Annotated in this window: 21 protein-coding genes; 12 read left to right on the forward strand and 9 right to left on the reverse strand. The window is 47.9% G+C overall.

Annotated elements, in window-relative coordinates:
- The first annotated feature begins 143 nt into the window (after nucleotides 1-143).
- Complete coding sequence (locus BWI93_RS15000; RefSeq protein ID WP_094812690.1) at nucleotides 144-464, forward strand: thioredoxin family protein; 321 nt, start codon at nucleotides 144-146, stop codon at nucleotides 462-464.
- Nucleotides 465-863: 399 nt separating this feature from the next.
- Here BWI93_RS15000 and BWI93_RS15005 read toward each other — a convergent pair whose 3' ends face one another.
- The 5 genes from BWI93_RS15005 to BWI93_RS15025 all read right to left on the reverse strand — a co-directional run bounded on the left by BWI93_RS15005 (nucleotide 864) and on the right by BWI93_RS15025 (nucleotide 6,142).
- Complete coding sequence (locus BWI93_RS15005; RefSeq protein WP_094812692.1) at nucleotides 864-2,411, reverse strand: Fic family protein; 1,548 nt, start codon at nucleotides 2,409-2,411, stop codon at nucleotides 864-866.
- 166 nt (nucleotides 2,412-2,577) lie between these two features.
- Nucleotides 2,578-3,231: an epimerase gene (locus tag BWI93_RS15010; RefSeq protein WP_094812694.1), complete on the reverse strand. Its 654-nt coding sequence runs from the start codon at nucleotides 3,229-3,231 to the stop codon at nucleotides 2,578-2,580.
- Nucleotides 3,232-3,262: 31 nt separating this feature from the next.
- A complete protein-coding gene (locus tag BWI93_RS15015; RefSeq protein WP_094812696.1) occupies nucleotides 3,263-4,186 on the reverse strand; it encodes an alpha/beta hydrolase in 924 nt (307 codons plus the stop codon).
- A 360-nt stretch (nucleotides 4,187-4,546) separates the two neighbouring features.
- On the reverse strand, nucleotides 4,547-5,107 hold the full coding sequence (locus BWI93_RS15020) for a biliverdin-producing heme oxygenase (protein ID WP_217902283.1): 561 nt from the start codon (nucleotides 5,105-5,107) through the stop codon (nucleotides 4,547-4,549).
- 129 nt (nucleotides 5,108-5,236) lie between these two features.
- On the reverse strand, nucleotides 5,237-6,142 hold the full coding sequence (locus BWI93_RS15025; RefSeq protein WP_094812700.1) for a DUF1338 domain-containing protein: 906 nt from the start codon (nucleotides 6,140-6,142) through the stop codon (nucleotides 5,237-5,239).
- Between the two features lie 363 nt (nucleotides 6,143-6,505).
- Between BWI93_RS15025 and BWI93_RS15030 the strand changes: the two genes are divergently transcribed.
- Together BWI93_RS15030 and BWI93_RS15035 are read left to right on the forward strand one after the other, a co-directional pair.
- Nucleotides 6,506-7,831 (forward strand): MFS transporter, encoded by a 1,326-nt coding sequence (locus tag BWI93_RS15030; protein WP_094812856.1) that lies wholly within the window; start codon nucleotides 6,506-6,508, stop codon nucleotides 7,829-7,831.
- An 8-nt stretch (nucleotides 7,832-7,839) separates the two neighbouring features.
- Nucleotides 7,840-8,703: a DMT family transporter gene (locus BWI93_RS15035; protein ID WP_094812858.1), complete on the forward strand. Its 864-nt coding sequence runs from the start codon at nucleotides 7,840-7,842 to the stop codon at nucleotides 8,701-8,703.
- A 16-nt stretch (nucleotides 8,704-8,719) separates the two neighbouring features.
- Here the strand turns inward: BWI93_RS15035 and BWI93_RS15040 are convergent, their stop codons facing one another.
- The 4 genes from BWI93_RS15040 to BWI93_RS15055 form a co-directional block, all read right to left on the reverse strand.
- Nucleotides 8,720-10,546 carry an alpha-amylase family glycosyl hydrolase gene (locus BWI93_RS15040; protein ID WP_094812702.1) on the reverse strand — a complete coding sequence of 609 codons (1,827 nt, stop codon included), beginning with the start codon at nucleotides 10,544-10,546 and terminating at the stop codon, nucleotides 8,720-8,722.
- Nucleotides 10,547-10,613: 67 nt separating this feature from the next.
- Nucleotides 10,614-12,464, reverse strand: a complete 1,851-nt coding sequence (locus BWI93_RS15045; RefSeq protein ID WP_217902284.1) for a DNA/RNA non-specific endonuclease — start codon at nucleotides 12,462-12,464, stop codon at nucleotides 10,614-10,616.
- A 75-nt stretch (nucleotides 12,465-12,539) separates the two neighbouring features.
- Nucleotides 12,540-13,640, reverse strand: a complete 1,101-nt coding sequence (locus BWI93_RS15050) for a DUF2235 domain-containing protein (RefSeq protein WP_094812704.1) — start codon at nucleotides 13,638-13,640, stop codon at nucleotides 12,540-12,542.
- A 138-nt stretch (nucleotides 13,641-13,778) separates the two neighbouring features.
- Nucleotides 13,779-14,054 (reverse strand): hypothetical protein, encoded by a 276-nt coding sequence (locus tag BWI93_RS15055; RefSeq protein WP_094812706.1) that lies wholly within the window; start codon nucleotides 14,052-14,054, stop codon nucleotides 13,779-13,781.
- A gap of 656 nt (nucleotides 14,055-14,710) precedes the next feature.
- On the opposite strand from BWI93_RS15055, the gene BWI93_RS28245 reads away from it, so the two are divergent.
- The 9 genes from BWI93_RS28245 (at nucleotide 14,711) to BWI93_RS15090 (ending at nucleotide 24,105) form a co-directional block, all read left to right on the forward strand.
- Entirely contained in the window at nucleotides 14,711-15,130 is a 420-nt protein-coding gene (locus BWI93_RS28245) for a WecB/TagA/CpsF family glycosyltransferase (protein WP_217902285.1), read from the forward strand.
- Nucleotides 15,131-15,159: 29 nt separating this feature from the next.
- Complete coding sequence (locus tag BWI93_RS28250; RefSeq protein ID WP_217902286.1) at nucleotides 15,160-15,465, forward strand: WecB/TagA/CpsF family glycosyltransferase; 306 nt, start codon at nucleotides 15,160-15,162, stop codon at nucleotides 15,463-15,465.
- A gap of 598 nt (nucleotides 15,466-16,063) precedes the next feature.
- Entirely contained in the window at nucleotides 16,064-16,684 is a 621-nt protein-coding gene (locus BWI93_RS15065) for a hypothetical protein (RefSeq protein WP_094812708.1), read from the forward strand.
- A gap of 17 nt (nucleotides 16,685-16,701) precedes the next feature.
- Nucleotides 16,702-17,070, forward strand: a complete 369-nt coding sequence (locus BWI93_RS15070) for a hypothetical protein (RefSeq protein ID WP_141217480.1) — start codon at nucleotides 16,702-16,704, stop codon at nucleotides 17,068-17,070.
- Between the two features lie 20 nt (nucleotides 17,071-17,090).
- Nucleotides 17,091-17,558 (forward strand): hypothetical protein, encoded by a 468-nt coding sequence (locus BWI93_RS15075; protein WP_094812712.1) that lies wholly within the window; start codon nucleotides 17,091-17,093, stop codon nucleotides 17,556-17,558.
- Between the two features lie 245 nt (nucleotides 17,559-17,803).
- Complete coding sequence (locus BWI93_RS28895) at nucleotides 17,804-18,109, forward strand: hypothetical protein (protein ID WP_255157891.1); 306 nt, start codon at nucleotides 17,804-17,806, stop codon at nucleotides 18,107-18,109.
- A 199-nt stretch (nucleotides 18,110-18,308) separates the two neighbouring features.
- A complete protein-coding gene (locus tag BWI93_RS28900; RefSeq protein ID WP_255157892.1) occupies nucleotides 18,309-18,698 on the forward strand; it encodes a hypothetical protein in 390 nt (129 codons plus the stop codon).
- Between the two features lie 168 nt (nucleotides 18,699-18,866).
- On the forward strand, nucleotides 18,867-20,357 hold the full coding sequence (locus tag BWI93_RS15085; protein ID WP_176454236.1) for a right-handed parallel beta-helix repeat-containing protein: 1,491 nt from the start codon (nucleotides 18,867-18,869) through the stop codon (nucleotides 20,355-20,357).
- A gap of 1,456 nt (nucleotides 20,358-21,813) precedes the next feature.
- Entirely contained in the window at nucleotides 21,814-24,105 is a 2,292-nt protein-coding gene (locus tag BWI93_RS15090; RefSeq protein ID WP_094812716.1) for a tyrosine-protein kinase family protein, read from the forward strand.
- The last annotated feature ends 7 nt before the right edge of the window (nucleotides 24,106-24,112 follow it).

Genomic DNA, 24,112 nt, shown 5'->3' on the forward strand with positions numbered 1-24,112 from the left:
GGCGTTACTAACCGGAAAAAACTGTCCGTATCCGAGCGGGCAAGTTATTAAATTCAGTTCAGGCAAAAAAACATTGAGCAAAATCAGGCCTGAAGCTGACAGCCCTCATGCGATCAAAAAGAAGAATGAGGCAAATTCGCTCTATGAAAGCCTTTGAAATCGTTGGCCCTTCACAGAACCTGGAATCTGTCATTCGGCCCGTGCTGCTTGTTTTTTTTGGAGAAGCCCCGGCCAAGGCTTCGGCAGGATTGGTGCAAAAGGTAAAAGAGGAAATGGAACGCATCCGTCGCGGACCCGTCGATGTACTGGGCATTGAGAGTCTGTACCACCCAGAAGTCGTGCGTAGTTTCAATATAACGATTTTTCCAGCCTTTGTACTCGTCGAGCAGGGAATGGAACGATGGCGATACGAAGGCATGCTCAATCCAGAGCAATTGGAAACGGCACTGGCTACTCCCTGTTAAAAACAAAAGACAGCTTTAAAAAGCCGCTGGGTCGTACTTGAACAAGTTACGACCCAGCGGCTTTTTCCTGATTAAGGATATACAAGACCCGTACTGCTTTCGGCTTTTCACCATAAGGTTTTAGCTACCTCTGAATCCCTTGCATTAGCCTGTATTTCAGTTAAAATCGGATAAGTCCGTAAGCCCCTGGTCCGGATATCAGCGGATTCAAAACCAAGGTAGGTGTGAAGCGGAAGCATGGACAGGTTGTAGCCTCTACAAAACAGAACTGGAAGACAACAGCACCGGCAGGCCTACCTGATTGGGCAAGCCATTCAGATGCAGTTGGAGCCGGACGTTTTCCGGGTAAGCTTCCAATTCCCGCTAGCTCCCGCGTTCCGGAGTTTTGCCAGAACCGATCTAGTTCCTGAGAAAAATTTCCTGAAAAACCTGCTCAATCGCCCCAACCTCAGGAGCCGTCAATGCCTTAAACTCCTTTGCCTTCGCCCGTTCGGAAAGCTTTCCATTCCCCTGTTCCAGAAATCGTACCAGCAGAGCTACCAGATCGTCGGGCATTTCAAAGGCATCATCCAGGTAACTTTTCAACTGGTCGTACTGCTGTAAGTACGCTACTTCTTCGGGAATCGTTTGCTGAGCCGTTTGTTTCACGCATTCGTACAGAAACTCAGCCGCCTGAGTCGCATCAAAGTAGCGATACAGGTCAACGGTTTCGTTCAGTACCTCCACATTATGATCGACCGTTGGTTTCCATTCAATCCCATCCAGCCGGGGTTTGGAGAAGGCTTCCAATACCTGCCGATAGGTCTCAATGTGCTCTAAAATAATGGCTGAAACGGGAAAAATAAGGCCTTTGGCTACGTACCCCTTGGCCGCCAGCACATGATGAAAGAGGTAGCGATGAATACGCCCGTTGCCATCCACGAAAGGATGAATGAATACAAAACCGAACGCCACGACCGCTGCCGCCAGTACCGCATCAAAAGAAACGTCCTTTTCCAGTTTCTGACTGGTCTCCAGCAGACCCTGCATCAGCGTCGGCAAATCCTTCCAGCGAGCGGAAATGTGATCCGGTATGGGCGTGCCTACGCGTCGGTCATGTTCGCCAATGAAGCCTTCCTGTTCCCGAAAACCCATTTTTGTAAAGCGGGGGTTATCAATAACGATCTGCTGTAGACGCACCAGTTCTTGGGCAGTCAGGGGTTTCTGTCCGGCTTGGCCCAGGGCCCTGCCCCACCGCTGAGCCCGGGTTTGTGGCGGTTTTTCGCCCTCAATGGCGTAAGAGGCTCTCGAATCTTTTAATAGTAAAAAAGCCGCCGTTCGGCCCATCACATCTGGATGAATTTTCCCAATCATCTGTTTGATGTGCCGGGATAAATCCAGTTGCCGGTAGCTTTCCAATACCGGCGTTTTTCGAATCATCGGGCAGAATTCCCGTACACCCGGCAGATTGTTCCGAATCCGCTGTCGTTTGACAGATACTTGCTCGCTCGTACTTCCGTATTGCAGCCGCTCATCGACGAGATCCAGGTAATTTCCCGTCGTCAGATCCGGCACGTCGAGTAATTCCTCCAGTAACCATTCGTACAGAAACCATACTTTCCGGCTGTACTGCCCCAGCGGTTCCTGGGTTACCCATTCTACAATCGGTTGCGGCCCCAGCGTTTCGAATAGCTTTTTGAGCAGACCTAATTCGATACCCTCGTATTTCAGGGCAAAGGTCAGGTGAGCCACAAGCGTTTCCTCGGGTTGGTATCTTGGCGTAAAGACCTGCCATTCTTCCGTCCGGTACTGGCGGTGTTTCTGACTAATGATCGCCAGTCGATCCGGTAAGGGAACCGCCAGCTCATACGCCCGTAGCAAGGCCGCGTAGCCTGCGAGTGCTCCGGGTTCAGGAGTAATACGATCCAGAAAAATAGTAACCTGGGAAGGAGCAATCGGGTACGTCATACATTCAGCTAAAAAGGTATTAAACGTATGAAATTTACTTAGCACTCATGAAAAGCGGTTATATAAATCAATTGTTATGAAAATCATTTATAAATGTACGAATACGGTTGGGGAAATTTTGAAAATTGATCCTTAAAATCGCCTTCCTGTATTCAGCCCTATCCACTTACGTTCGAGCCAGTGTTACAATATCTTTTACTTCCAGCACTGCTTTGGGATAGCCTTTTTGAGCAGCGTGGATCATGGCCTGCCCTACTTCTTCCAGGGTACAGAAGCCCTTAGGAAACAGGGCTCGCCCCAGTGGGTATATCCAGGCAATCCATTTATAAAAACTCTTTATATTTTTCTGGCCGGGCACCGCTTTCATAAAACCCGGACGAAACATATAGGCTTTCGGAAACAAACGCATCAAGGCATTTTCAGTCGCTCCCTTCACCCGGGCCCAGGCCATGCGACCCTGCTCATTCGTCCCCGCTCCGGTCACGTAACAGAAGGTCAGATCGGGATTGTGTTGGGCAACCGTCTGGGCGAAGTGGAGCGTCAGATCGTAGGTAGTTCGTTTGTAGTCTTCCTGACTCATACCCACCGATGATACGCCCAGACAGAAATAACAGGCATTATAACCGGCCAACTGGGAGGCGATGGGTTCCAGATTGAAGAAATCCTTGTGGATGATTTCTTTCAGTTTAGGATGGGACAAGCCCCCTGGCTTCCGGTTGATCACCAGCACCTGTTCAACGTCGGGATGCTTCAGGCATTCGAACAATACCCCTTCGCCGACCATACCCGTAGCTCCGGTAATGATTGCTTTGATTTTCATCACGGTGATGGTTTAAAATTGGAGTCAATGTTTACTGAACCCAACCATTCTTTTTCATCCAGCTAAAGAGTGGCTGCATCCATTCTTCCGTAGGTAATTTGAGTACAAAACCGTGATTTCCCGTTGGATACAGGTGCATTTCAGCAGGGACGCGATGATGTCGTAGGGCTTCGTAAAAAACGATACTATTGTCTACATCCACCACTTTGTCATCACCCGTATGCGTCAGATACGTGGGCGGGGTCTGATTGGTTACGTGTCGTTCGCTGGAAAAACGTTCGATTAATTCATCACTCGGCTTTTCGCCCAATAAACTTGTACGGGAACCTTTGTGAGCCAGCGTTTCACTCATCGAAATAACGGGATAAATCAGAATCATGAAGTCAGGACGCAGACTAACACGACCGGGGTTTTCAATGACGGGCGTATCGAATTTGGTTCCCGCCGTAGAAGCCAGGTGGCCACCCGCCGAGAAACCCATGATACCTATATGATCAGGTCGGAGTTGCCATTCTTTGGCCCGTTCGCGTACCAGTCGAATGGCTTGCTGAGCGTCCTGCAGGGGGCCCATACTTTTATCGACCATGATCGAATCGCTGGGCAGGCGGTACTTCACGACGAAGGCGGCTATACCATGCTTCACGAAGGTTTCGGCAATTTTTACCCCTTCGCCATTATAGCTCTCTGAGACATAGCCGCCACCGGGGCAGATGACGACGCCCGTACCCGTTGGATTTTCTTTAGGTAAAAAGATTGTTATCGTGGGTTGAGATACTTTGCGGTACCCTTGAATCCGACCGCCGGGTTCAGCATTCACGATTTCCTTCATGGCGTAGGCTTTCGCGTTCGGAATGGCACCTGAATACAGAGGAATGACTTGCTGAGCCTGCGTTGGGAGTAGTGTAGCTAGCGAAAGGACCAGCATTGGCAGGGCCACTTTCCAGAGGTAAGACATAACGTTAGAGGTTAATATGACGGACTAAAGATAGGGAAAGCCGCGTAAAACGCTTACATTCCTTTGCTTCTCCCCTAGCCTACTTCCTTGGCGAAGATTCAGCCGTATCGAGTCTGTTCGATTTATGGCCGTTATAACGCAAGGCCTAAAAAATCTGCGAAGCGTATTCACAGGTTTTTTAGGCCTTGGGTTGAGTATCGGTCCCTCTCTTGGAACACATAATCTTAGATAGGGAAATCCCGTAAATTTTACAACCCCTATCAAAACCAGAAAAGCGATTTAAAACCAGCTACTGATAAGCAGGCTTCTTGTAACGAGCTGCTTATGCTGCTTATAAGGAATGAGCGTCTGTACTCCCTTTTACACCCGACTTTCGGCGAATACGTCACCGAAACGCGTAAAGGTCTCGTTCGCCGCAGCCACGGCCTGAGCTTTATCCGATTCGGTACGGCCCTGGGCGTTGAGCACTTCCGTAAAGGTTTTCCACATACTTCCCGTAGCTGGCCCGTATCCTGAGAAGAAGGAAACACCTTCCGTAATACCTACTTTCTCCAGCATTTTCACAATAATACTGCCGCCCATGATGGAGCCTTCCATAACGTACAAAGCCCCTAAAGCCTGTACCGTCGTCGCGATGGTCGGAGCCGTGGCGGCGGGTAAGTCGTCACTTGTACTACCCAGGGTTTCCAGATCCGCCTTCAGGAAAGAAGCATGGCGACGTTCCGCGTAATCAGGTAGTACCTGCGGCGTAATATAGGGGGCAATGGCCTGTTCAACCGCGTGAAAGTAGGCGTAGAAATGCTTCAGAAAATCAGCGTAATCGGCTTTGTTCGTAATGGCTTTCAACCGCTGAACGACCTGTTTTTCAAGTTGCTGATGGGAGGTGCGGGTATCTTCTTTTAAAGTAAGACTTAACATCATTCGTAAATGTTCATGCAAATCGAAGGATCAACCTAAGCGTTCCTTCGAATAAAGTTCTTACCCAGTAACCGCTTTCCTGCCCCAAAGGTTGCACGGGTACGAACTTCCGAAACGCAAACGGCCTTAAAATTACCGTTTCGTCATTTCAAAAAGATTGGTAGCCTGATCCCCCAGAAAACCCTCAAACCAGACTCCGTTTTCCTGACCCCGCTCGGCCAGTTCGTAATAGGCATAACTCCAGCGGAGGGTTCCGGTACTTCCATCGGCTTCAGTTACGGGGCAATCCTCGTCAACGGCCTGTGTCGAGGACTGGCGTAATTTACTGCCCCGCTCCCCTTCGATTTGACTTTTCATTGGAATGCCCGCGGCTTGTAGACCCGCAATGGTTGTTTCCAGATCGGGCCATTCGGGAACCTGCTGGAAGTTGATGTACGCCGTGAAGTGATTGACCGCATTCCCGTGCAGCAGGGTCCAGGCCGCAAACTGCGATTCTTCATTTAAAGCCAAAACCGTTTCGCGAGGTGGAGCCGGCCAGGGTCGCGTAAAGAAGTTTTCCAGAGCCGATACCAGTGTTACTGCCGATTCGTCTTCAAGCTCCTGCTGGTCTTTTAATCGCTGTAATAATTCCCACGGGGTACCCGCCAGCAAATCCGGCGTATGAGCAACGGCCTCCGAAAGTAACTGCTGAGCCCGCCCGGAGAGTTGGGTTACGTCGAGCTGCGTAACAAAAAACTTGGGAAAGTGAGCCTCCGTGGGGTGCTGGTAATGCCAGGAATTCAGGTATTTGGTTGGGAACGCGTACGGACTTATTTTCTGGTATCCCAAACATTCCAGAATAAAACCGATGGCTTCTAAGCCGGGTGTTTGTTCACCCGTACGCGTGTTGAACGTCCGGAACGCACAGTGGTCATTGACGACCTGCCCCGCTTTTTCAAGAACTAATGCTGCGTAACGCCGGGCATATGGTACCCGTTGCTGATACCGTTCCCAGAGGCGGTCGAGTAATTGTTGGGTGATGGAAGATGGAGAAGTCATGGAAGCGTTTGATTAGAAAGGAAAGGTATAAAAGATTTCGTAGGCTTGGTCGGCTTGTCAGTTACCAACCATAAGCAATCTAAAAGTCAAGTCCAATTCAGGCTTTTGTCCCGTACCACCAATCCATTAACTGCCAGCAACGCCGGAAAGAAGTTCCCTGCTTAGTTTCCAAAGTCGAATTTCAAGCCAATCTAGCCATGGAGTTCCGCATACCAAACATACTTAGGACTCGATTACAGAACTAGTCGTTCGAAATACCCCTCAGGAAAAATAAGTCGCGATCGACCCTGCCGTTTGGCGGAAATCCCCGCTTGCTCTTGCCCGGATTGCCGTACCTTTGCCTACTCTAAATGCATGTACGGCATGAATACCCCCGAGTCAAAGGAATCTGAACAGCCGCTCCAAAACAAGACCTTTCTGGCCATTCTAATCAATACCCTGGCCGCTTCATTAACCAATAATTTTATCTGGTTTGCCCTAACCTTTTGGGTGTATCTGGAAACGAAATCCGTGTTAACCACGTCGATCATGGCAGGAGTTTATTCCGGAACAGTGGCCGTTACGGGCTTTTTCCTGGGTACACTTGTGGATCGTTACCCCAAGAAGCTAGCCATGCTCCTTTCGAGTAGCAGTTCGCTGCTGCTGTACATCGTGGCCGCGGGCATTTACCTTTCCACGTCCGAGACAACGTTCCGGAATCCCGGTAGCTGGCAACTCTGGATGTTTATTACGCTGGCTTTAATTGGGGCTATTGCTGGAAACCTCCGCAGCATTGCCCTTTCCACCCTCGTAACCATTCTTCTTCCCGAAGATCAACGCGATAAAGCTAATGGGATGGTAGGTACCGCCAATGGTGTATCATTTCTGGCCGCTTCCATTTTTAGTGGCCTGGTGATTGGCTTTTTAGGGATGTTCTGGACGCTCGTACTGGCCATTGGTCTTACGCTACTGGTTGTTCTGCACCTTTCTACGCTTTCGATTCAGGATCGTACGCACGTCCATGCCGAAGCTCCACCAGTCAGTTTTAACGTTCGTCATACCATTGCTATCATTCAGGAAATCCCCGGTTTATTCGGGCTGATCTTTTTCAACTGCTTTAATAACTTCCTGGGCGGTGTATTCATGTCCCTGATGGATGCCTACGGACTATCGCTGGTATCGGTACAGGTTTGGGGCATCCTCTGGGGTTTTCTGAGTCTGGGTTTTATTATTGGTGGACTGATTGTTGCTCGTCAGGGCCTCGGCGGCAAGCCGTTACGGACGCTGTTTCTCACCAATCTGATCATGTGGTTTGTCTGCATTTTCTTTACGTTGCAGGCTTCGATTGTACTGTTGAGCGTCGGACTTCTAATCTACATGTGTCTGATTCCCGTGGTCGAAGCCGCTGAACAGACGATTGTCCAGAAGGTTATTCCGCCCGATCGACTGGGGCGGGTGTTTGGCTTTTCTCAGAGTCTGGAACAGGCCGCTTCTCCCATTACGGCCTTATTGATCGGTCCTATCGCCCAGTATATCTTTATTCCTTTCATGACTACCGGAGCGGGTGTTCAGTGGCTGGGGTCCTGGTTCGGTACGGGGTCTGACCGGGGTTTGGCCCTTGTATTTACCCTGACGGGGATTATAGGTTTTATTGTTACCTTGCTGGCGATGCGATCCCGGGCCTATCACACGCTGGCTTCGCAATATTGAGTCTGTTCATGCGTATCCCATTTTCTTCCTCCTCACCCCGCCTGTCGCTATTTACGGGCATTCTCTGTATTAGTATCTATCCTATTCTGATTCGGATAACGCCTGTTTCCGGAGTTACGGCGGCTTTTTATCGCCTAAGTATCGCCAGCCTTCTGCTTTGGCCCTACATACTTGGGCGGAAACAATGGAAGCGTGAAACGCTGCGATTCTGGAAACCGCTGGTCGGCTGCGGCCTACTGTTTGCGGCAGACATTGCCTCCTGGAATCTTTCCATCCAATATTCTTCAGCTACCCAGGCCAGCTTGCTTACGAATCTCTCCCCAATTTGGGTAGGACTGACTTCTTTTTTGTTTCTACCGCAAAAGCCGAGTCCGTTTTTCTGGATCGGGGCGGTCGTTGCCTTAACCGGTCTTGTTCTTTTCATGGGGCTGCAACTGTTTACAAACCTTGCCTTCGATCGGGGATTTGGATTGGGCCTGCTTTCCGGAATTTGCTACGCCGCCTACCTCATGCTCAGTAAAAAGGTATTGCAAAACGTAAACCTCCTCAACTTCATGGCCTGTATGACCACGGTCGGGAGCGTCTTCCTGCTGTGTTTTTGTGTTTTGGGGAAACAGGAGCTGGGTGGCTTTTCGACGTTGGTATGGGAATCCCTGCTCATTCAGGCACTGGTTTGTCAGCTATTGGGCTGGTTTTCGGTCAGTTATGCTCTGACGCACATTCCCGCCCAGCAGGTGTCCATTAGTTTACTCAGTCAGGCCGTTTTAACAGCCCTCCTAGCATGGCTGCTTCTGGGCGAACAGCTTTCTGCTTCCATGATGCTGGGTGGCATCCTGTTGCTGACGGGTATCGCTATTACTTTCCGTAAGTAAACTTTTGAAAGGACCGCTACTGCTTTTTATAGAGAACGAAACTACCGGGCGGAAGGGTAAGCTGAACTGCCTTTCCGTTACAGGCTGCAACTGATACGTTTCTAGCTGTATTCTCCGGATGCGTGGTATATAGACAGGTAAGTACGTCGCCGGTGGTATGGAGGTCATTATCCACGGTTACCCAGGCTGTATGGCTTTGATTGACGTCGGTATTGAAAGCACAGAGTACTTCCTGCGTATGCAAAATTCGGGACCACGCTACGATCGACTGCATGGACGCTCCCCAGAGACGCGGGTAACCAAAATGGATACCATCGCCGGAAATTTTCCGCAGGTATTGCCGACCGCGTCGCAGGGCGATTTCCTGTTTGCGTACCGCCAGTAGCTTGCTGATTTCCGGAAACCAGGGATTATCCTCCCGAAAAAAATGCACTCCTTTGCTACGAAAGGCCCCAAAGGCTCCCCCAAACATACTCTCCCGGATATAGCGGTCGTGGCCACCGTGTCCGTCAAACGCCTGCTCCGTTCCGTAGTACAAACAGGGAATACCCAGCGAAGTAACATTTAAACCGATCACCGCCAGTAATTGCCGAGAGCCCGTCGCATCGGCACAAAAACGAGCCTTTTGTGGTCCCTTCCGTACCTGATCGTGATCGTCAAACAGGGTAACTACCTTATTCCGAAACCAGCTGTGCGATTCTTTCTGAAGTAATTCTGAATTGCGAAACAAACTGAAGTATTCCGCTGGGTTACGGTAGCCTTTTACCAGGTACTCCAGTTTGTCAGGAATATCGTCAATACCCAGGGCCGCATCGAGTCCCGTAAGTTCCAGCGTGGTAAATGCCCGCTGACGACCGCCCGTAATTTCTCCGATCAGGTAAAAGTTTTCCTTGCCGATTGCTAAAGTAAATTCCCGGATGACCGAAGAAAAAAACCGGGTCGCTCCCAGGTCCATGTGCTTGACCGTATCGATTCGAAAGCCGTCGAGATCCGCCAGGGCGATCCAGTATTTATACGCTTCGGCGAGGTGCAGAAGTGCCTCGGAAGGCCGGTAGGCATCCAGAGGTCCGTAACCGTGATGAATGTCTTTCAGGGATTCGAAATCGCCTTCCAAAAATTCCGGGTCGTGATCCCAATACTGAATTTTACCTTTTCGGGTAAAGGTTTGGGGCTGCTGGAGTTCGGAGGGCCACACGGTTCCATCAGGCCAAGCTCCGACTGCTTGCGGAGCAAAGGGTAATGTAGGCTGCCCCTCCGCATTTCGATATCCGCGTACCGGAAAAACCGCACCGCTGGCGTATACGGGTTGTCCGGTTTCGTAGGCAAATACGTCACCAGAATGGTTTAAAATAATATCCAGAATTACGTAGATGCCGTGCTCATGGGCCGTTTCCACGACGTCGATTAAGTCCTGCTGCGTTCCGAAGCGGGGTTCGATTTCCAGAAAATTCTGGATTCCGTAGCCGTGATACGTTTCCTGCGAGGCGACTTGTTTGAAAACCGGACTAATCCAGATCGCTGAAATTCCTAGGCGTTTCAGATAACCGATCTTACTTTTCAGTCCACGGAGCGTTCCGCCCACAAAACGTTCGCCTGCCTGCTGCCAGGCTTCAGCATCGGGCGTCAGGGCATTACCGGCGTCTTCGGGTTGGAAACGGGGTGTTTGTCCTGTAGTAACGAGCTGGCCTTCATTGTTCAAATAGTCCTGTTCCTGCCCATCGGAAAACCGGTCGAGTAACAGAAAATACAGGACCTGATCTTCCCAGGCCAGCGGCGATGGATGGTACGAAGGGCGAAGGACCGCCGGAAGCGAAAGCTCGCGAAAGGATTGAATCGGTTCCATAATCAAATCAGTATCGAAGGTCTAAGAAATGATTACTCGTTTTTTCGCCGTGCTTCCGCTCCTTTTCCTACCACTGAATATCCGAAAGCGACGACAGGGGTTGCCGTTCAACTGGAGCCAGCATCCCACGCACCTCCAGAGCAAAATCGTCGGCGTTTTTCAAAAGGTCCGAAAGTGTAAAACCCGCTCGTTGCTCAAGTTCCGTCAGACTTACCTGGTACACTTTAAAGGCATCTAAATTCAAAAAGGATAAATCATTGAGATTCTGCGTAAGCAGGAATGCCCTGACTTTCAATGTGCCCGCTTCTACATAAGCCAGAATTTTATAAAATTCACGTGGAATGGCTACGCCGCGAAAGACCTGATCATCCGTTCGGAAAACGGGTCCGCCGATGACACTTACTTTTAAATGATCGACCTCCGTTTGCTCAAAAACGGCATCTTCCAGTTTACCCCAGATTCCACCCTGCGAACTCTGGTTGAAATTGTCCATTTGCGGAGTAATGTTGGTAAAGAAAAAGGAGTCTTTATTGGCTTGCTGGGCTTCGGCCATGGTGCCCCAGATTAGATCGGCCCGTCGAGCAATATGTCCCCGATCCAGACGATTGTTGGCGTACAGCGAATCGCCCACCTGGTATTCGGCGGGCAAGCGGGGGTCCAGTGCAAAACTCAGGTTTTTACGCGTAATCTTCTTGAGGTTTCCGCCGTCAATATTCCAGGCTACCCAATAGGCAAACCGTCGGGATTTACTCATGGCGAGAGAAAAGTGTGTATACGGAATGATTTCGGAATTCCCGAGCAGAACCGCATCCAGCTGCTGACCCGTAGAAAGGTCAGGTACGGTTACCATCGGCCCAAGAAAAGCTGGGTTGTACCCCAGTTCAGGCGGAAGGGCGTGTTGGGGCGGCACTAAACTGATGTCCAATTTCTCGAATATCGAACGCGGATAACAGGCCAGGGCATATTGCTCGGGACTGCCCGACGACTCTCCGGCAAAGTGTAAGCCCGCCATGATCATGCTTGGTTGCCCTTCGGCGGTTTTAAAAAGCCAGATCGACCCCGAGTCTCCGGCTTGGCTCAGCTCCCCGCCCATGGGTAGATGGTCCGGGTCCAGACTAATTTCGAAGCCACCAATCGACTGCTCGCCGATTGGAAACCCGTAGTTGATTTTAGCCATCGTATGCACCCGAGTCACGATGCCGTGTGTCACACCCGAGGTCCGTCCGCTCTTCATGACTGTATCCCCCAGTTCGGGTTCACCGAGTTGATTCGGTACGACGTCCAGTTCAAAAACGCTAGCATCAAAGTTCCGCGTTTCGATACTGGCGATCGCACAGTCTCCTGCAGCTCCCAGGTGTGAGCGTACCAGTCTGCCCATTCGATTGCGTTCGATCCGGTTATCGTCGTGCGGCCCCGGCTGTACAATCGTATCGCCGAGTTGTCCCAGCGGACCCTGCAAAATGTGCCAGTTACTCAGCACGTACGGGGTTCCGTCCGTTCGTCCGTATACGATGCACCCAAGGGTACCCGCCGAGAGTTGATGATGCGATACGCTGATCCCCGGAACGATGGGATCCAGATGAATTTTGCGGGGATTGGATACCCGTTCATCCACCACCAGAAACGAAGCCTGGAAACTTCGCTCCAGTACATCGGTCGGGACTTCCTGACCATCTACTACGATGGCCCCGGGAATGAGTATTGTGCCGAGCGAAGGCAGCACTTCCGGCTGTACTTTCGTTTCGACTGTAAACTGGATGACTACTTCCCGGCTTCTTTTTCCATCCACACACTTGTACCCTATCCCAATGGAAGAAATGTTCTTGTCCAGTAAATAATCCGCTCCCCGTGTCCGGACAAACTGTTTGAGTTTCTCCATGAAGTTCGGGGTGTACGTTGTTTGGTTTTGCTGAGCCATGGGTTCGGATAAAAGTTAAGGCGACTCTCCTACAACGCTCAAACGCCCGGCTTGTTTCCAGTTGCCAGCATTGGTTTACACTTCCGCCAGTGGGACCGACGGTCGGTTTACTCTGACCTGGCTGAGCACCCGTCCGGCATCGTCCACGACATCATATTCGGCGGGCAGATTGCCGGGCTGGTACTTAGTCGTGGGATGGTGCAGACGATACAAAACGGATTCGTGTAAACGTGGATACAGCAGCTGCGTCTGGTCCCGCGTTGCTTCGGCAGCGGGAATGGTACGGCTACCGTTTAAAAAGGGAAACAGTTTCCAGGGCATCCGCCGATGCGGCCAGTGAAGGGTGGCCAGAGCGTCGTCGAGTCGGGCGATGCCTTCCAGATCGGTAAAATCGTTCAGTAGCAGGCCATGCCCGTATGCCCGTTTCATCATCCAGCGAAGCGTGAGGTTAGCCATGCGTCGTTTAGTATCGGGATCGGATTGGTATCCGCCCCCCACATCCGAATGAGCTCCGGCAAACCACACCTGCTCCATGCGATCCAATCCCTCGGGCGGACTCCAGCGAATGGGATTAAACAGACTCCGGCGGCGATCATCAATGGACAGGGCCTGACAGGCGTACCGCACCTGACTCGATAGAATGGTATCCCGGAAATAGTCGGGTAAGGGGCTCAAGTATCCTTTTCGCAAAACGGTACTTACGGTATCCCAAACGCCCAGGAAATGGACGTCTACGGTTCGCGAGAGAATGTCCCGGAAGTTTTTGGCTTGCCCCTCATTATTCCGTCGCCGGAATATTTTAAAAGCATAGTCGATGAGATTCGTATTTCGTTTGTGCAGAATGCCGCATTTGGCGAGGAGTCCCGTCAGTACGCGAACGGTATAAGCTCCCCGACTAAAGCCGAAGAGGTAAATACGGTCGCCGGCTTCATAGAAGTTCATCAGAAATTCATAGGCCTGCTTTACGTTTTCGTCTACCGTCCAGCCGGTAATCTGGTCCCAGCCATCCAGGAACGAATACCCGCGAGTGCCCACGCCCGGATCGTAGTAGGCAACCTGCCGTTGCGAATCAATATCCTTGAGGTGGCAGAACAACTGCATAACGTTGGAGGTACGGTTCGGCTCGTCAAGCTCGTTGGCCGTTCCATCACAACAGATGATGATGTTTTTACGCATATGGGTTGAAGGTATCCAGGCAGAAACCTGAATGTCCCTGCCTTCCAAAGATGAATAGAAATTCGTTTTTCTGCCTTGATCCTGAGGGCTTTTATAAACGAAACCAGCCCTGTACCTGCGGAACTGTTTTGAACTGCTTTACTGGCAGGGCGTATTGTTAAAATCCTCCAGCGTCTGCCTCGAAAGACCCGTGTAATACGTGGGGCAGGTTTTAAAAAGATCGTTAATCGCAGCTTTATAAGCCTCGCAGGTGTTTTTGCCCGGATTGCTGACGTAGGCATTGGCGGCGGCGGCTATTTTTTCCGCGTGGTTTTCGCAGGCGTTCGTAGCTCCGGGACCACTTTTCGAACAGCTCGTCAGGCTGAAGAACAGAATGCCTAGTCCGAAAACATACACGCTTTGTTGCTTTTTCATAGGATTGATAGATTTGGTTGAACGTCTACCGGGCCTTACCCGGTAGCAACAAAGGTAACGGTTGCTCCGGAGGAGGACCAATCCCCAATTTGAGGTACGGAAGCCAGTGAACGAGGAACATCGGAACGCTTTGATGCGGACAGGGGAGGGCCCCTATTCTTTACCCTGGAAAAGTTTTGTGAAATTTTATTTATCCCTCTTAGTAGGTGCGATTGTTTCCTAAAGTATTTTCATACTAGGCTTTCTGATTCTGATCAACGCGGTCAATATGAAATAAAACCAGTGAATATTAGGTATTTACAAAATTAATCAATTAATTTGGCCTTGCTGAGCGAGCATACCACACCGTCACCCCCCTTGTCCGCTTAGCTCCCAATCCCCTACAAAGTACCCTCCAGGTCTGGCTGATTCGCCCGCTAACCCGGACGCTGTAGTCCAGCCTGAAAAACAATATGGCCTGTAGTCGGTTTAAGTATTCGCTACCAAACCGGTACAAACCAAATTCAATCCGTCTTCGTCGGCCGCCACCGCCGCAGCAGAAAATATCCCGGCCCCTGAACAGGGGGCTGAATTTTCATTTTGCCGAGTAATGTCAGCGATCAAAGTCGCTAAAGGTTTTCTGTGTATAGTACCGGTTGAGCTGTCACCCTCATCGCATGAAAAAGAAACTTATTAGTATTGATTTGACGACGGGTAATTACGCCAGTTTCATTGATCGTCAGATTACCATGGCCCAAGAACGAACGTCAACCTATACCTGCGTTTCGAACGTACACATGCTGGTTGAAGCGTATCGGGACGCATCCTTTGCGGAAGTAGTCAATCAGGCAGACATGGCTACTCCCGACGGACGGCCACTCACCTGGGGTCTTAAATTAATTCACGGTTTTGATCAGGATCGGGTGGCCGGGCTTGATTTAATGCCTGATTTGATTGCCGAAGCGGAGAAAAAAGGAATTCCCGTTTACTTCTACGGAGGAACGCCGCAGATGCTTGAAGCTACTGACCGCTATCTCAAAAAGACACATCCTCAATTACAGGTAGCAGGCTATTATAGCCCCCTTTCCGCCCCCTGACTGCTGTCGAAGAAAACGAGACTGCTGCCATGATTAATCGCAGTGGAGCCCAACTCGTTTTTGTAGCATTAGGTTGCCCTAAACAGGAACGATGGATGGCCGCGATGAAAGGTAAAATTCAGGCCGCCATGATTGGTATTGGTGGAGCCCTGCCTATGATGGTAGGTTTACAATCCAAGGCACCTAACTGGATGCGGGCATCCGGGCTGGAATGGGTCTACCGATTCATGCTTGAGCCACGGCGGCTGTTTAAACGTTACGCTGTCACCAACAGTACGTATATCTGGCTGGTGACGCGGGCGATGCTCCAACCCAAGGCTCGGGCAAACGCCTGACACAGGCCAGTATCTGGTAGATACAAAAAATCGAAATAGTATATTTTTAAGCAGGCTTTCACAAAAGCTACAGGTTATATACGAAGAAAAACGGGTATACACTTGGCAATCTCGGGTTGAAGCTTTAACTTAACCCCGTCATTATGAGGATATACCGTCATTCTCTTCACTTTTTACCGCTTTTCTTACCGCCCATAAGATTAGTCATAGTTTAGTCAGTTATTGTACAAAATCCAGATTGTCATAAGGACGATCAAATGCACCATAAGGTACAGGCATCCTGGTTTTCACCGCTAAACTGTGATCGCTTTTACCCGAACGGGAAATGTCAGGCTTACGAGCTGAACGAATATGGGAGATCACTTCCCCAATATACGTTTATTTCAGTCTGGCATGATTATTGTATGTTAATATTCTGAGTATTTTACTAGGCATGCCGTTACATGAGCTAAAGAATACCTGAATTATTAGTAACCGCTTTCATCCATACTTTTTCCGCCAGAAGTAGGACAGTTATTTGCGTAATGTTAGATACTAAACTCTTTGCCGGTATTCCCCTAATTATGGGTTATACTGTTGCAAAGAACCTGGAAAAAGTATGTCTATACTAAAGCCTTCTCTTACTAACATATACAGTGAAGACTTCCAGAATAGCTATTACAGCTTTCCGGTCGAAGCTACGCTGGAAACTCTTGAACATCCGGGTGTACTCACTCTTCGTGCTCCGGAAGGGTACGTGTTGAAGACAGAGGCATCAGACACCTACCAGGGAGAACTGGAATTGAACTATGAATTGCAAAACGATGGTCGCTGGCTGGTTCAGCAACAAGTAATACTTCAGGCTCTGGTACGGGAGGGAGGTCGATTAACACTCCAAAATAAATGTCAGGAACTGAAGCACATTTTCATTGAACCCCGGCATGGTCTTGAAATCGGCACGACGACGATGGATTTTTATCCGGTCAAGGTGTTGAAACCTCAGTTCGGACTTTTAACCATTCGAACTCTTATCACGGACCTATCTATTCATATTCAAACAGACCGACCTGATCTGTTTCAGGTAGCAAGCGACGAAAGACCTGAGTACCTACCTGCATTACGGATGATTCCCCAGAGTAAAATACGTATATTCATATACGTTACCTATCAGGTTGCCTGTTTTCCAAGCCGCAGATCGCTACTCTCTTCATTCAAACACAATCAGAAACACATGAGGTGATGTTGACAGCTCATCCCATGAGTCGCCTGTCTACGATGGCCAAATCTTCTGGCTGGATGGTTAGAGGAGGATCAATGCTATTGGCAAGTAGTCTGTTTTTGGGCTTGTATACAACTTATCAGCATCGTTGCGAATGGTTTCCAGGACTTTGTGAGCAGAAGGTAATGCAGAGCAGGCCTGTGATAATATCGGTCTCCGAACCACCCGAAAAGCCATTAGCAAAAGTTGACCCGGAGAAGACCAGTACAAAAAAGACCTTCAGAAAGGCTAAACGCAAACAACCGCATCCGCTTAAAACGTCTACCCCGAACCGTTCATTCACTCCAGCTGAAGCCTCAGTACATAAGGAAAACCATTTGGAAAAAGTAGTAGACAACCGCTTTTAGATACCTACCCACGCCCATTTATGAAAATAGTATTGACCCATTTTTTCTTTCTCTTCGGTATACTTTCTGTATTTGCTCAAACTGCCCGTGCAACGAGTCAGTCTATTTGCTACATCAAACTAGCAAATACATCAGGGGAAGCACATAAATCTTCAGAATCCACTGGTTCGTTAAAAAGAGCAGTTTCGGCCTGTGTCAACTACATATATCGGCAGGCACTAGCAAATAAACTTTTGGATTTACATTACGAAGATTCTCAAGATTCAGATCACGCACTTCTTTTATTTAACAAGTCACTTAATCCATACGCGAAGCTAAACTGTGTTGCCAATGCCTGGGCTATTAACGACGTTAGCCAGGATATTTTGGGTAAAAAAACCTACGCGGATACTCAGCCTGCTGCTTCTGCTTTACCACTAGCAATTCTCGAAAACAACGCTTACGAAGAGTCGATTGATTTCGAATTTGGAATACGGGATAAATCCTGAAAATACGTTGTCAACTCTAACTATGATTCACCAATAAATAGATGATGTTTTGAGTCTTTTGCAGGAAGGCATTTAATGAAAGCTCAGACGTGGAAAAGTAATCAGAACGATTAGTCTTTATATTAGATATGAGTATTGGTTTGGCAACAAATAAATACTCGCAAAAATCAACAGAAAGCACAAATCCACAGTTGCGAAGGGGGCTTTATATACTCCATAAATCAACCTAAATTTTCAAAATACGTATGAATGCACCCGTCGTTTTATTTGCTTACAAACGGGCCCGAGAATTACGAGCTACCGTCGAAGCTTTGAGGAAAAATCATTTAGCCGCTGAAAGTGATTTATTTATTTTTGTAGATGCTCCCAAAAAAGCAGAAGATTGGCCGAAGGTGTACGAAGTCCATCAGGTACTCGATGAACTGACTGGTTTCAAAAGTATTTATCGGGATTACGCTAAATCCAATATTGGTTGTGCGGATTCAATCATTCGTGGTATTAGTTACGTTTTAGATCGATACCCAACGGCTATTATAGTAGAAGACGATTAATTACTGCTCCCAACTTTCTGGACTACATGAACCAGAGTTTAAAGCAGTACGAAAACGATAAAAAAATCTATTCGATTGCGGGCTATACGTTTCCTTTTGAACGCCTTCGGATTATCCTTACGAGTCTTATTTCGTTCCCAGACATAGTCCCTGGGGCTGGGCTACCTGGCGGGATCGCTGGCAATCCATTGACTGGGAATTGGTAGATTATCCTGAATTCCGTCAGGATAAATACCAGCAAAAAGCCTTTAATCAGGGTGGTTCGGACCTGGTAAAAATGCTGGAAGATCAAATGGAAGGGCGTTCGGATGCCTGGGATATTCGTTTCTGCTATAACCGGTATAGAGCGAATGGATTAACGGTCTATCCAACCATTTCAAAAGTGCAGAATATTGGTTTTGGCCACGAGGCTACGCACACCAATATTTATAACCGCTATAAAACCACGCTTGATCAGGGTTCACAGCGTCAATTCAAGCTTTCGCCGCAAGTAGAAGCTACCCCGTACTATCACCAGAAAACGTTACAACGGTATAGTGTAGTAACGCGTATTTACAACAAACTTAAAACATACGCAGGGATGCGTTAAGGTATGTTCTGTAATGGATCAAGGGTGTTCTTAAGTGATCTATAATCCCTTGGTATAAGGTATCATACAGCGAATGATTCGTCTATTCAACAAGATTCGTTCATTCGCTGCATGGTCTTTATAAACCTAGATCAGGATTTACTGATCCCTCTTTCCCATCCGATAACCATGAAAAAACTACCTTATATTTCAGGGCTATGTTCCCTGATGATCATTTTTTGTATCGGTGCTTCCTGCAAGAAGCCTGATGATAACTTTAAAGAACCAGTTGAGCAACGGACTGATACCCTCACTGTGGCCCAGTTAAGGGACTTTAGTTCACTCCCTTTACCCAGCCGAATTTATATTACAAATGCTCGGCAAAAAGGCTATTATAATCTGGATCAGGGGGATCGAAAAACGGCTGATAACCTGGGCGTAACGCTGGTTACTGCTCACGGCATTCGGTACAAACGTGACTATTCAGGCCCGGCGAATGCGTTGTGGTTTGATGTACTTCCCTCGGATGATGATATCGGTCCGGAACTTCAAAACGCGGTGAATGGAGCTGATGATGTATTTATTCCCGACGGATCGTACCGCCAACGCACTACGGTACGCTTACGCAGCAACATGAAACTGCAGGCCAATCCGGGAAAAGTTTTGATTACGTTACCCGCTACGTATGTGTCACTGGCAAACGCTATTGATCCTAAAATAGATTTGAAGAATGTCGTTATTGATGGCTTATCCTGGAATGTCACCACGCGTGAAAACGGAGTATTCGGTACTATCTATATTGATAGTCCGAATGTAGCTAATTTAACCATTCAAAACTGTACGAGTAAAGATTACGATTCAAAGGATAGTACCAACTGGCTAACGCTGAAAATTCCCGCTGGTAAATCGGCTGAAAACATTGTAGTTAAAAATAACGTAGTACGGGCCAGACGTATGGGTTGTGAGATATTTAATCACGATAACTATAACAAATACGTCGGGAAAAATATTGAGGTAAGTAACAACACGTTTTACGACTGCCATTTCGGTATTTCCTTATCGGGTCCCATGGAAAATATTACCGTCGAAAATAATACAGTTAAAAACTGTAGTTTATACGGAATTGAAATTGCTGGTGCCTTGCGTAATGTAAAAGTGAACAGTAATAAGTTTGAAGGGAAATTCGACAAGTTCTTTATCGGGTCAAATGATGGAAATGGTAATGGTAGTGTGACCGGAGGAATGATTGTTACGTCGAATGAAACCGTTGGTCGCTGCACGGGAGGAATCGCAATCTATAACGGTGGAGCATTCACTGTATCGAAGAATAAGTTTAACATGACCGGTATGATTGAAATTTCTCATTCCTCGAATGGTGGAACGTTCAGCGAGAATACGGTCGAGAGCTTATCCAGCAAAGTAATTATTTGTGATAATACCTCCAATAATCGCTTTATGAATAATGTAATTTCCAATCGCAACGCTTCCTCCAATCAGGCTGTATTCATGGCTTACGGTAATAAATCACTCAACCACGTTTTAACTGCCAATCGCTTTACCAAAGGCCCGGGTGGCAAGTATATGGAAGGTGCAGATGGTGGAACGTACAGGGCTTCCGATAATCAGGACGAATCAGGCAAACCCGTACATGAGCAACCAATAAAAAGCACGCGTATCTGAAATCTAGTAATTTCAGATACGCGTGCTTTTTATTGGTTTTATGAAATCTTCTTACTAAACTTATATAAATGTTCACTGATACTTAACCTACCATTTATTACTTCTACATGAAAGGTTTGTTAACATTTAGTACTTATATAAATAAAATCCAATTCTTTACTGTTCCTAATCAATATTTACTTACTTAAAAACGGTAAATGTAAATATATTGATTTAAATTATAACAATTATACGAATGTAGAAATAATGCCTTAGCGACGGGAATAATTGTTCCCATTTTTACATTCATTACCACAGGGTATTGTGAAATAATAAAAAAAAGCTTTACCTTTATATCGTCGCCTTCTTACATTTATCTCTTCGCACATTTTTGAATAATAGTGGTAAGTTCCTAGTGATTAACCAATTGACTATTCTTCAAAAAGTTCAATTAATGAATCAGATACTGAATTACGTTTTGAGCTTACGTATAGCAGTTGAGTTGGCATGACCTTTTAACGATTCCTAGTTGGTAAAGAAATTTAATTTGTTTGTTCATATCCGCCCCGAACGAACGTACTTTAACTAATCCTTTACTAACTTGGTACTATTGTTGAGTCAAGAATGAGCTTTTTGAAAACATTTGTTTATCATTCATTAACAAGTACACTCGTTATCATTCCATTGATTGTCTTTTCTACCCGCCAGTAGGTGGTGCCTCGCCGGTACCGAATTCCGCTAGTAGTTTCGCCGCTACCTGCTATTTGTTTAGTCTGCGTACCTGAGTTGGATACTGTAATGAATTGCATTCCCTATTTCTCCGGAATTGGGAAATGATTTTTTTATTAAGCAGTCCATTTGGCTCTCGCGTACTTAGCCTTTTGATCGTTATTTTGAATACTGTCCTCACGTATTCAACTGGCACCATATTGTCCTTTTATAACCCTGTTCCTTCAACCTGATCAAACGGGTTTTAGCCCATACACTTAGGTAAGAATGTATTGCGTCAACTCATGAATAGTATACCGTTTTTCCGCCTATCGAAATCCGTTTCGTTCGCTATATCCCTTAATGCTTATGACTGGAAAACTACACTGATCTATACACCTATCCTTGCATGCACCTCTTTTCTGCCAGTTGCTCACAGGCACTGGGTTCCCTTTCTTAAGTCGGCCGCAGCACAGACTTTCGGAAAAGCAGGTCATATTATGTCTTTGATTCAAACGAAATCCTTCATCGTAACTTTTCTGAAGGCAACAGGCCTTGACCAGGCTCCAGTGCAGGGGTGTTCCGTTCGTCCAATTCCAAGCCAGATGCTTCTTTTTCCGGCCTTTGTAAGTCACGCCTGAGAAAGTCAATGCCTGTTCACTGCCTGTTATGTCCGCCTCACATACCGACGTTTATCCAAGACTTTAATTATTCTGTTTTAGCGACGTGTCAGTAAGACTCGTTTCCTACTCACATCACCTGAATACGTATGCAAGCCAAACCAACTCCGCCTTACGAATCTTATCAAGTAGTCGACTCTAAGGGTATCAATCTTAGGGCTTCCTTACTTCCCTATTTAAACCGCTGGCCTTGGTATGTCGTATCGCTCGTCCTGGCATTTGCCGGAGCATACGTATATCTGCTGTTCAAGCAACCCATTTATCGCAGTGAACTGAGTCTGTTGTTACAGGATGAAAAGAAAGGCAACGTTCAGGCGAATCCACTTAAAGAACTGGATGTATACACCTCCAAAAAAGCCGTTGAGAATGAGATTGAGGTACTGACTTCCTCTTCACTCATGGGCCAGGTGGTAGATGCCCTGCAATTACAGGCCAAGTACTTCCATCAAACGTCTTTTGGTAAGCGGGAGATTTTTGAGGAATCGCCCGTAACGGTTCTGGTCGAGAAACCCAAGAACACCCTTTATAAAAAGCCTCTGGAGCTGAGTTTCCTCAACAACAAGCAGGTGAACATCGACGGGAAGGTATATCCCCTGAACGCCAGTATTCAGCTGCCCACTGGACAAATTCGTGTACTTACCCGGCAGGCAGTCAATGCTCAGACCGAACCGTTATCCGTGCAGCTCCTGCCGCGAAACGCAGCCGTTAAAGGTTATCTGGGAAATCTGAAAGCAGAAGCTACCAGTAAGACGTCTTCCGTCGTGCATCTCAAACTCGAAGATGCCGTACCCGAAAAGGCTGACGCTATTCTGAATAACCTCGCTAAAGCGTATAATGATCGCACCGTCGCTGATAAAAACCGTGTAGCTACGCAGACGATTCAGCTGATTGAAGACCGGCTTCGGACGGTATCGGGCGATTTATCCAGTGTAGAGAAACGCGTTGAACAATATAAATCGGCTCGCTCTATTACCGATCTGGGTACGCAGGCATCTACTTTTCTGGAGTCAACCCAACAAAACGATAATCTGCTCAATCAGGTAAACATTCAATTGGCTACCCTGAATGATTTACAAAAATTCATCAGTACGCAATCGGATGAGCAGGGTTTGACTCCCGCTACGGTGGGTCTGAATGATGTGGTACTGTTGGGGCAAATTGACAAGCTTTCGCAATTGCAGTTACAGCGGCAGCAACTCAGTCAGACGACTACTGAATCCAATTACATGATTAAGGGGATTGATGATCAGATCCGCTCTACGCGGCAGAACATCAGTCAGAACGTACAGACGATGAAGAGTATGCTGCTCAATACCCAAAAGCAGTATGAGCAGAAAAATGCCCGGCTCGAAAACAGCATCCGTGACATCCCCCAACAGGAACGTTTGCTGATCGATATCACGCGTCAGCAATCCATCAAGAATAACCTGTACAACTACCTGTTACAGAAGCGTGAAGAAATGGCCGTGGCTTTTGCCGCGAGCATTCCTGAAAATCATACCATCGATCCAGCAGAGAGCGGAGCAACGCCCGTAAAACCCGTTGGTATCGTAATGTATGCCCTGTTTGGTTTGATTGGATTTCTGGTACCCACGGCAGCCATTGCGGGTAAAGGAGCACTCAACGGTCGCGTGATGCGTCGGGTAGATGTGGAAGGCGTAACCCGCGTTCCTATCCTGGGCGAAATCATGAAGAAACGGGAGAAAGATCAGCTCGTTATTGCTCAGCATAGCAAATCGATTATTGCCGAGCAGATTCGTACCATTCGTACCAACCTCCACTTACGTCGGGGTGATATGGACGAAAGCCACGTCCTGCTCTTTACGTCCAGCATTAGTGGTGAGGGTAAATCCTTTATTTCCATGAACCTGGGAGCCAGTCTGGCCCTGATGAAGCAACCGACCGTTATTCTGGAAATGGACATGCGGATGCCCCGGATTCACCAGGTATTCGACGTGGAGAATGATATTGGCATCAGCGATTACCTCAATGAAGAAGCCTCCCTCGAAGAAATCCTGAGACCCGTTCCGGGCTATCCCAATTACTTCGTGATCCCGAGTGGTCCACTGCCGCCAAACCCCTCTGAATTGTTGAGTGGTCACCGACTGCCCCAGCTTCTGCAGGAACTACGCGAACGCTTCTCGTACATCATCGTCGATGCTCCTCCGGTAGGTATTGTTACTGATGCCCAGCTCGTTTCACCGATGGCCGATGCTACGCTGTTTGTAATCCGTCACGGCGTAACGCCTAAAGCGGCCCTCAAGGAGCTGGACGTTTTGCACCGGGAACGTCGCTTCAACAACCTCAACATTATTTTGAATGGGGTTGCGGGCGGAGATTCGTATCACTACAACTACAAGAACAGTTACTCGTATAAATAGCGTTTGC

It is taken from the genome of Siphonobacter sp. BAB-5385 (genome assembly GCF_002261125.1).
In the GTDB taxonomy this organism is placed as follows: domain Bacteria; phylum Bacteroidota; class Bacteroidia; order Cytophagales; family Spirosomataceae; genus Siphonobacter.